The organism is Pseudomonas sp. SDO55104_S430, from assembly GCF_054070595.1.
Genome location: NZ_JBSVXG010000076.1, coordinates 19,674 through 27,801, shown reverse-complemented (window position 1 = coordinate 27,801; position 8,128 = coordinate 19,674). Strand labels below are relative to the sequence as shown.

The 8,128-nt window shown below is 61.3% G+C and carries 6 protein-coding genes; all 6 read right to left on the bottom strand.

Annotated features, from left to right (window positions below):
• Nucleotides 1-59: 59 nt before the first annotated feature.
• The 6 genes from ACW9JE_RS15440 to dusB all read right to left on the bottom strand — a co-directional run bounded on the left by ACW9JE_RS15440 (nucleotide 60) and on the right by dusB (nucleotide 8,065).
• On the bottom strand, nucleotides 60-656 hold the full coding sequence (locus ACW9JE_RS15440) for a MarC family protein (RefSeq protein ID WP_224539082.1): 597 nt from the start codon (nucleotides 654-656) through the stop codon (nucleotides 60-62).
• Nucleotides 657-720: 64 nt separating this feature from the next.
• Nucleotides 721-3,498: a response regulator gene (locus ACW9JE_RS15435; RefSeq protein WP_457433219.1), complete on the bottom strand. Its 2,778-nt coding sequence runs from the start codon at nucleotides 3,496-3,498 to the stop codon at nucleotides 721-723.
• A gap of 99 nt (nucleotides 3,499-3,597) precedes the next feature.
• The gene (gene purD, locus ACW9JE_RS15430) at nucleotides 3,598-4,893 is read right to left on the bottom strand and encodes a phosphoribosylamine--glycine ligase (RefSeq protein ID WP_457433218.1); all 1,296 of its coding nucleotides are present in this window, start codon (nucleotides 4,891-4,893) and stop codon (nucleotides 3,598-3,600) included.
• Between the two features lie 155 nt (nucleotides 4,894-5,048).
• Nucleotides 5,049-6,656: a bifunctional phosphoribosylaminoimidazolecarboxamide formyltransferase/IMP cyclohydrolase gene (gene purH / locus ACW9JE_RS15425; protein ID WP_224539076.1), complete on the bottom strand. Its 1,608-nt coding sequence runs from the start codon at nucleotides 6,654-6,656 to the stop codon at nucleotides 5,049-5,051.
• 81 nt (nucleotides 6,657-6,737) lie between these two features.
• The gene (gene fis, locus ACW9JE_RS15420) at nucleotides 6,738-7,058 is read right to left on the bottom strand and encodes a DNA-binding transcriptional regulator Fis (protein ID WP_046819701.1); all 321 of its coding nucleotides are present in this window, start codon (nucleotides 7,056-7,058) and stop codon (nucleotides 6,738-6,740) included.
• Nucleotides 7,055-8,065, bottom strand: coding sequence for a tRNA dihydrouridine synthase DusB (gene dusB, locus ACW9JE_RS15415; RefSeq protein WP_457433217.1), 1,011 nt, complete (start codon nucleotides 8,063-8,065; stop codon nucleotides 7,055-7,057). The genes fis and dusB overlap by 4 nt, the downstream gene beginning before the upstream one ends.
• Between the last annotated feature and the right edge of the window lie 63 nt (nucleotides 8,066-8,128).

The following is an 8,128-nucleotide window of genomic DNA, read 5'->3' as shown; positions in this document are numbered from 1 at the left end:
GGCGTCCTTGAAGACGCCAAAAGCTTCGCGGGCAAGCCTCGCTCCTACAGGTTGGTTCGTCAGGGAACGAGGTAGCCTTTGACCCCGGTGAAAATAATCTGCGCCGCCAGCGCACACACGAACAACCCCATCAACCGGCTGACAATCTGCAACCCCTGATCGCCCAGAATCCGCTCGATCCGGTTGGACAGATACAACACCACGCCGACCGTAAAACTGGCCAAGGCGATACTCACGATCGCGATGAGCTTGTCGTCCCAATGCGGCTGGCTCACGCCCATCACCAGCAAGGCACCGATGGTGCCGGGGCCGACCGTCAGGGGAATGGTCAGCGGGACAATGGTTACGTCCTGCTGCACGTTGTCGGTCTGCACCGCAGACTTGCCTTGAGCCATGCCCAGCGCCGAGATGAACAGCACGCTGCCGGCACCGATGCGGAAGGCATCCACCGTGATGCCGAAGACGGTGAAAATCATCCTCCCGAACAAATACAGCAGGACACTGGAAACCAGCGTCGCGATGGCCACTTTCCAGGCCAGGCGATGTTGTTCCTTGCGTGAGTAACCGCGGGTCAGGGTGATGAAGCAGGACAGCACGAAGAACGGGCTATAGAGCACCAGCATCTTCAGGTAAACACTGAACAACTCGTGAAGCATGGTGCAGGCTCACTGGCGAGGGACGTCGAGACGGAGTCTATCAGGCGTTTAGAGGTCTGTCGGCTCAGGACGTTGGCGTCGCGGTGCGGCTCTGCTGATCACGCTGGGCAACCCAGTGTTCGATCAATTCGCGCAGTTGCGAGAGCTCGACCGGCTTGGCCATATGCCCGTCCATGCCGGCCTGGCGCGCGCGCTCCTTATGCTCGGCCAGGATATGTGCGGTCAGCGCGACCACCGGGGTGCGAGTTCGCTGGTTGCCCACTTCCCAGGCGCGTAATTGCTGGGTTGCCGAGAAGCCGTCGAGAATCGGCATCTCGCAGTCCATCAGCACCAGGTCATAACGCTGGGCCTTCATGGCCTGCAGCGCTTCCTCACCATTGCTGGCCGTGTCGGGTTGCAGATTGAGCTTGCCCAGCATGCCGCGAATCACCTTGGTGGAGATGCTGTTGTCTTCGGCCACCAGAATACGGAAATCACTCGGAACCTTGATCGGCATCACCTGCCCGGACGGCGCCTGGGCAATGGTCACGTGACCTTTGTTGCGTTGATTCAGCTCGTCGGCCAGGGTGGTCTTGAGGGTGTAGCCGGCCACCGGTTTGGCCAGGATGCGCTTGATCCCCGAGTTGCGCGCGATGATCTTGCTCGGCGCGTTGCTGATACCGGTGAGCATGATCAGCAGGATGTCGTGGTTCAGGCTCGGGTCTTCCTTGATCTTGGCGGCCAGTTGCATGCCGGTCATGCCGGGCATGTTCTGGTCCAGCAGGACCACGTCGAAGTAATCGCGCAAGTGCGCCTTGGTGCGCAGCAGGGCCAGCGCTTCCTTGCCGGATGGCACGGCGCTGACGTTCAGCCCCCAGGCGCTGCATTGCTGGACCAGCACCTTGCGGCAGGTGTCGTTGTCGTCCACCACCAATACCCGTGCGCCTTGCAGCGGGCCATCGAGGTCGGAGGTCGGGTGTTCGAGGCGATCGGGATCCAGTGGCAGGGTCAGCCACAGGGTGCTGCCCTGGTTGCTGCCGCTCTTGATGCCGAACTCGCCGTGCATCAGGCGAATCAGCTGGCGGGCGATGACCAGTCCCAGGTTGCCGCTCAGGCGATTGGCCGAAAGGAAGTTCTTGCTGTGCAGTTCGGCATGCATCAGCGCTTCGCGCTCATCGGCTTCCATCGGTTCGCCGCTGTCCTGCACGGCGATGCGCAGGCGCGGTTTGGCGCCCAGCTCGTCCAGCGCCACGACGATCAGTACTTCGCCTTCATCGGTTTTCTTCAGGGCGTTTTCCAGCAGGCTCAACAGGGTCTGGCGCAGGCGTGTCGGGTCACCGCTGATGACCCGTGGCACCTGCGGCTGGATGAAGCTGATCAGCTCGACATTCTGCTGTTCGGCCTTGGCGCGGAAGATGCTCAGGCAATCTTCGATCAGCGCGTTGAGATCGAACTGCACATCATCGAGTTCGATCTGCCCGGATTCGAGTTTGGAGATGTCGAGGATTTCGTTGATCAGTGTGAGCAGTTCGTTGCCGGCACTGTGGATGGTCTGGACGTAGTCGCGTTGCTTGACCGACAGCGGCGTGCCCAGCAACAGCTCGGTCATGCCCAGCACGCCATTCATCGGGGTGCGGATTTCGTGGCTGATCTTGGCCAGGAATTCGGCCTTGGCGTTCATTTCGGCGTTGCTGGCCGCCAGGTCGCGGCTGATGCTGAAACGGTCTTCGACGATGCGGCGCTGGCGCTCGCTCAAGGCAATGCTCATCAGCAACCCGCTGATGCAGATGAACCCCAGCAGTGTGCTTATCAGGCCATGGGGTTCGGTCAGGGTCAGCCCGAGCAGGGCGGGCAGAATGATCAGTGTGCCGAGGTTGAATACCACCATGGCGGCCACGAACAGTCGGGCCGGGCGGTAGCCCTTCTGCCAGTGATGGGCGCTGACGAACAGCATGGTCAGGCCGGCGAGGGCGACCAGACCGTAGGTGATGAGGTTCAGCGGCAGCGTGTTGACGAAAAGCAGCAACAGACCACAGACCGTGATCAGCAGGATTTCGCCCAACAGCAGTTTGTTCAGCGGATGCGGGCCGAGCGGGGCATAAAAGCAATAGGCGAACATCAAGCCGCAGGGCGCGGTCAGCAGCAAGGCCAGATAGGCGCCGGGAGTTTGCAGGGCTTGCCAGTCGGGCAGCACGCCGCCCGCCAGGTTCAGCAGCAGGACCGTGCTGAGCATCAGCAACGCCTCACAGGCCGCCAGCCACGCACTGCTGCGCGAGCGGGTGTAGGCGTAGCGGATGAGGTTGTACAGCATCAGCATGCCGATGCAGCCCAGCAACAGGCCATAGATCAGAGACTGGCCCTGGCTGGCAGCGGCCAGGACCGCCGGTTCCAGGGACACATAAGGACGCAGCTGGTGTTCGGAGACCAGGCGTAGATAAACGTCGAGAGGCTTGTTGACTTGCGGCAACGGCAGCATGAAATCGCTGCTGGGCAGTGGCCGGTCGGCCTGGGGTTGTTTGTTGCCGGTGCTGGACTGCTCGATCAGCTTGTCGCCGTCCAGCACGTACAGATTGAGTTGCAGCAGGTCGGGGGCGAAGACTTTCAGCACCTGTTCATGCGGGCCCGGTGCAAGACGAAAGCGTAGCCAGAGCGCACCACCGGGCTCGGCCGCGGTGACGCGTTCGAGGTCGATGGGACTGAATTGATTGGTGTAGCGAGCGGAGCGCACATCGCTCAACTGCAGGTCGCCCTGTTCGTCGAACAATATCGCCAGCGCACTGCCTTGACCGGCCTGGGCCGGGAGCATGCAGAGCAGGGTCAGCAGAGTGACGGTTAAACCTATGGCAATCCTGAGCCAGCGCACGGCGAAATCCCTTCGTAGGTTGATGCCAGAATATAACTATGCGCGGCGCCGGAATAGTCAGGCAAGGGCGCGATGCCCTTGCCCGACCGAATGAACAGCTTATTCCTGATTTTCGCCACGCTCACGGGCAATGGCACGGTAGCCAATGTCCTTGCGATAGAAACAGCCTTCCCAATCAATGCTGGCCGCCAGCTTGTATGCCTGCTGTTGAGCGGCATCGACGCTGGCACCCATGGCGGTGGCGCAAAGCACCCGGCCGCCGGCCGTTACTACCTGACCATCCTTGAGCGCGGTGCCCGCGTGGAAGACTTTGCCTTCCAGTGCGGCCGCCGCGTCCAGGCCCTTGATTGCCGCGCCCTTGGCGTAGTCACCAGGATAGCCGCCGGCCGCCAGAACGATACCGACGCTCGGACGTGGATCCCATTGTGCCTCGACCTTGTCCAGTGCCTGTGCCAGCGCCGCCTCGACCAGCAATACCAGGCTCGACTGCAGACGCAGCATGACCGGCTGGGTCTCAGGGTCGCCGAAACGGCAGTTGAACTCGATGACTTTCGGATTGCCAGCCTTGTCGATCATCAGGCCCGCGTACAGAAAGCCAGTGTAGACGTTCCCTTCCTCGGCCATGCCGCGAACGGTCGGCCAGATCACCAGGTCCATGACACGCTTGTGTACTTCGCTGGTTACGACCGGAGCAGGGGAGTAGGCACCCATGCCGCCGGTGTTCGGGCCGGTGTTGCCGTCGCCGACGCGCTTGTGGTCCTGGCTGGTGGCCATCGGCAGCACATTCTTGCCGTCGACCATGACGATGAAGCTGGCTTCTTCGCCGTCCAGGAACTCCTCGATCACAACGCGCGAACCGGCGTCACCGAAGGCATTGCCGGCGAGCATGTCGCGCACGGCGTCTTCGGCTTCAGCCAGGGTCATGGCAACGATCACGCCTTTGCCGGCAGCCAGGCCATCGGCCTTGATCACGATCGGTGCGCCTTTTTCACGCAGGTAAGCCAGGGCTGGCTCGATCTCGGTGAAGTTCTGGTAGTCGGCGGTCGGGATCTTGTGACGGGCGAGGAAATCCTTGGTGAAGGCTTTCGAGCCTTCCAGTTGGGCAGCGCCAGCGGTTGGGCCGAAGCAATCCAGGCCACGGGAGCGGAACAGGTCGACGACGCCGGCGACCAGTGGCACTTCCGGGCCGACGATGGTCAGGGAAACGTTCTTCTCGGCGAAATCGGCCAGTTGCTCCAGGGCCAGCACGTCGATCGCGACGTTTTCGCACTTGGCTTCAATGGCGGTACCGGCGTTGCCCGGAGCCACGAACACCTTCTGCACGCGCGGATCCTGAGCCACTTTCCAGGCCAGGGCGTGTTCACGGCCACCGCTGCCAATGATCAAAACATTCATTTCAAAAACCTCGGATGACGCAAATTCTGTGGAGCACCGCGAAGGTGCTTTTCTGTGGGAGCGAGCCTGCTCGCGATGATGGCGGCACAATCAGCATCAGAGTGTCTGAAAGGACGCTATCGCGAGCAGGCTCGCTCCCACAGTGGATCGGGACCTTAGTGACGGAAGTGACGCATGCCAGTAAAGACCATGGCGATGTTCGCTTCATCAGCGGCAGCAATCACTTCCGCATCACGCATCGAGCCACCTGGCTGGATCACTGCGGTGATACCCGCTTTTGCCGCATTGTCCAGACCATCACGGAACGGGAAGAAGGCATCGGAAGCCATGACCGAACCCGCTACCTGCAGACCGGCGTGCTCGGCCTTGATCGCAGCGATACGCGCGGAGTTCACGCGGCTCATCTGGCCGGCGCCGACACCGATGGTCTGGCGGTTCTTGGCGTAGACAATGGCGTTGGACTTGACGTACTTGGCGACTTTCCAGGCGAAGATCAGGTCGTGGATTTCCTGCTCGGTCGGTGCACGCTTGGTCACGACTTTCAGGTCATCGGCGCCGATCATGCCGATATCGCGGCTCTGCACCAGCAGGCCACCGTTGACGCGCTTGTAGTCCCAGGCAGCGGCGCGGTCGGCCGACCACTCGCCGCACGCCAGCAGGCGCACGTTGGCTTTGGCCGCGACGATGGCGCGGGCTTCTTCGCTGACGCTCGGGGCGATGATCACTTCGACGAACTGACGCTCGACGATAGCCTTGGCGGTTTCAGCGTCCAGTTCGCGGTTGAAGGCGATGATGCCGCCGAAAGCCGATTCGGTGTCGGTGGCGTAGGCCAGGTCGTAGGCCTTGCGGATACCGCCTTCGGCATCCGGGCTTACGGCCACGCCGCACGGGTTGGCGTGCTTGACGATCACGCAGGCCGGCTTGACGAAGCTCTTCACGCATTCCAGCGCGGCGTCGGTGTCGGCCACGTTGTTGTACGACAGTTCCTTGCCTTGCAGTTGGGTCGCGGTGGCGATGCCCACCTCGGCTGGTTTGGCTTCCACGTAGAACGCCGCGCTCTGGTGCGGGTTCTCGCCGTAGCGCATTTCCTGGGCCTTGACGAACTGGGTGTTGAAGGTGCGCGGGAATTCGCTGCGACCTTCCGTGCTCAGGGTTTCAGCGGCCTGGTTCACGGTGCCCATGTAGTTGGCGATCATGCCGTCGTAGGCGGCGGTGTGTTCGAACGCCTTGAGCATCAGGTCGAAGCGCTGAGCGTAGGTCAGGCCGCCGGCCTTGAGGTTTTCAAGGACGTTGGCGTAGTCGCTGGCGTTAACCACGATAGCCACGTCTTTGTGGTTCTTGGCTGCGGAACGGACCATGGTCGGGCCGCCGATGTCGATGTTCTCGATGGCGGTCGGCAGGTCGCAGCCTGGCTTGCTGATGGTGGCTTCGAACGGGTAGAGGTTGACCGCTACCAGATCGATCGGCTTGATGCCGTGCTCGTTCATGATGGCGTCGTCGGTACCGCGACGACCGAGGATCCCGCCGTGGATTTTCGGGTGCAGGGTTTTCACCCGACCGTCCATCATTTCGGCAAAACCGGTGTAATCAGCGACTTCCACTGCGGCGACACCGTTGTCCCGCAGCAGCTTGAACGTTCCGCCGGTGGAGAGGATCTCGACGCCCAGGGCTTCAAGCTCTTTGGCGAATTCGAGGATCCCGGTCTTGTCGGAAACGCTGATCAAGGCGCGGCGGATCGGCAGGCGGGTAGTCTGGTCGGTCATCTCAATTTCCATCAAAAGCAAAGGAGTCAGCAAAAAAGGCGACCGGTTTTACGCGGGCGCCTTTCTGGTTTGATTGAATGCTTACAGCAAATCGTACTGCTTGAGTTTCTTGCGCAGCGTGCCCCGGTTGAGTCCGAGCATCTCGCTGGCCTTGGTCTGGTTGCCCTTGACGTAGTTCATCACGCATTCGAGCAGGGGAGCCTCGACTTCGGAGAGCACCAGGTTGTACACATCCGTGACGGCAGCGCCCTCAAGGTGGGCGAAATAATTGTGCAGCGCTTTCTCGACACTCCCGCGAAGGGTCTGGCCTTCTTCGCTCGGGGTATTGAGGTGCTGTTTCAAATTCACGTTGTCGCTCACGGGTGCAGTTCCACTCACTAAAGTCTCGGTCATCATCGTCATGCGGCCACCCCTTCTCCGTCCCCTGTCAGGCTCTTGTAACGTTCGGCGAAGAAGGCCTGAACGTTGGCGCATTGTGCTTCCGTATCTTCCAAACGATTGAAGTGGGCGCGAAACTCCCTGGCGCCCGGCAGGGTTGCGAGATACCAGCCCACATGCTTTCGAGCAATGCGCACGCCCATCACGTCTCCGTAGAAAGCGTGCAGCGCAGCCAGATGCTCTAGCAGAATGCGTTCCACCTCGATCAGTTCCAGCGCCGGGAGCTTCTCGCCGGTGCGCAGGAAATACTCGATCTCGCGAAAAATCCATGGCCGCCCCTGGGCGGCCCGGCCGATCAACAGGCCATCGACACCGGTCGCGTCGAGCACGTACCGGGCTTTTTCCGGCGAATCGATATCGCCATTGGCGAAGACCGGCATTGACACCGCCTGCTTGATCGCGGCAATGGTGTCGTACTCGGCTTCACCGGTGTACAGGTCGGCACGGGTGCGGCCATGGACCGCCAGCGCCGTGATGCCTGCCTGCTCGGCGATCTTCGCCACCGTCAGGCCATTCTTGTTGTCCCGGTCCCAGCCGGTACGGATCTTCAGGGTAACCGGCACATCGACCGCAGCCACGACGGCCTGCAGGATCTCGGTTACCAGTGCTTCATCCTTCAGCAGGGCGGAGCCGGCGGCCTTGTTGCAGACCTTCTTTGCCGGGCAGCCCATGTTGATATCAATAATCTGTGCGCCCAGCTCGACGTTGGCTCGAGCGGCATCCGCCAGCATCTGCGCGTCGCCACCGGCGATCTGTACCGAGCGTGGCTCGGGATCACCTTCGTGGATCATTCGCATCCGCGACTTGCGGGTGTTCCATAGACTCATGTCGCTGGTGACCATTTCCGAGACTACTAGCCCGGCGCCCAATCGTTTGCACAGCTGACGAAAGGGCTGGTCAGTGACGCCCGCCATCGGGGCGAGAATCAGGCTGTTGTTTAATGTGTATGGACCGATGCGTACCGCCGACATAGGACTTCCCTGTTGTGGGGCCGGATCATGAGAGTTCGAAAAAGGGTTGGCATGATACCCGCT

Bases quoted from the DNA above. Each gene is read 5' to 3' on its own strand.
- ACW9JE_RS15440 (WP_224539082.1), bottom strand. From the start codon at position 656: ATGCTTCACGAGTTGTTCAGTGTTTACCTGAAGATGCTGGTGCTCTAT.
- purD (WP_457433218.1), bottom strand. From the start codon at position 4,893: ATGAATGTTTTGATCATTGGCAGCGGTGGCCGTGAACACGCCCTGGCC.
- purH (WP_224539076.1), bottom strand. From the start codon at position 6,656: ATGACCGACCAGACTACCCGCCTGCCGATCCGCCGCGCCTTGATCAGC.
- fis (WP_046819701.1), bottom strand. From the start codon at position 7,058: ATGACGATGATGACCGAGACTTTAGTGAGTGGAACTGCACCCGTGAGC.
- dusB (WP_457433217.1), bottom strand. From the start codon at position 8,065: ATGTCGGCGGTACGCATCGGTCCATACACATTAAACAACAGCCTGATT.